Annotated in this window: 1 pseudogene; it reads right to left on the minus strand. The window is 66.0% G+C overall.

Annotated elements, in window-relative coordinates:
* Positions 1 to 212, minus strand: a pseudogene (locus tag LH128_RS30805) (DDE-type integrase/transposase/recombinase); the annotation flags it as partial.

Raw genomic sequence — 212 nt, forward strand, 5'->3', positions numbered from 1 at the left:
CGGCGCAGGGCCTGATCGAGGCGCCGCTTGAGGTGACCGTGCGGACCTTCGATCGATCCGTTCTCGTGCGCCTCGCCGCGGTTGTTGCGGGTGGCAAGCATGCCGTAATGACGGCACAGCTCGTCGTAGCTTCGCGTGAAATCCCGCTGCGCATCGGCGTCGAGGTTTTTGTAGGCGGCTGACAGGGAATCGCTGCGGTGTTCGGCCGGCGC

Origin of the sequence: Sphingomonas sp. LH128, assembly GCF_000293195.2 — a bacterium.
GTDB classification, from domain to species: Bacteria; Pseudomonadota; Alphaproteobacteria; order Sphingomonadales; family Sphingomonadaceae; genus Novosphingobium; species Novosphingobium resinovorum_A.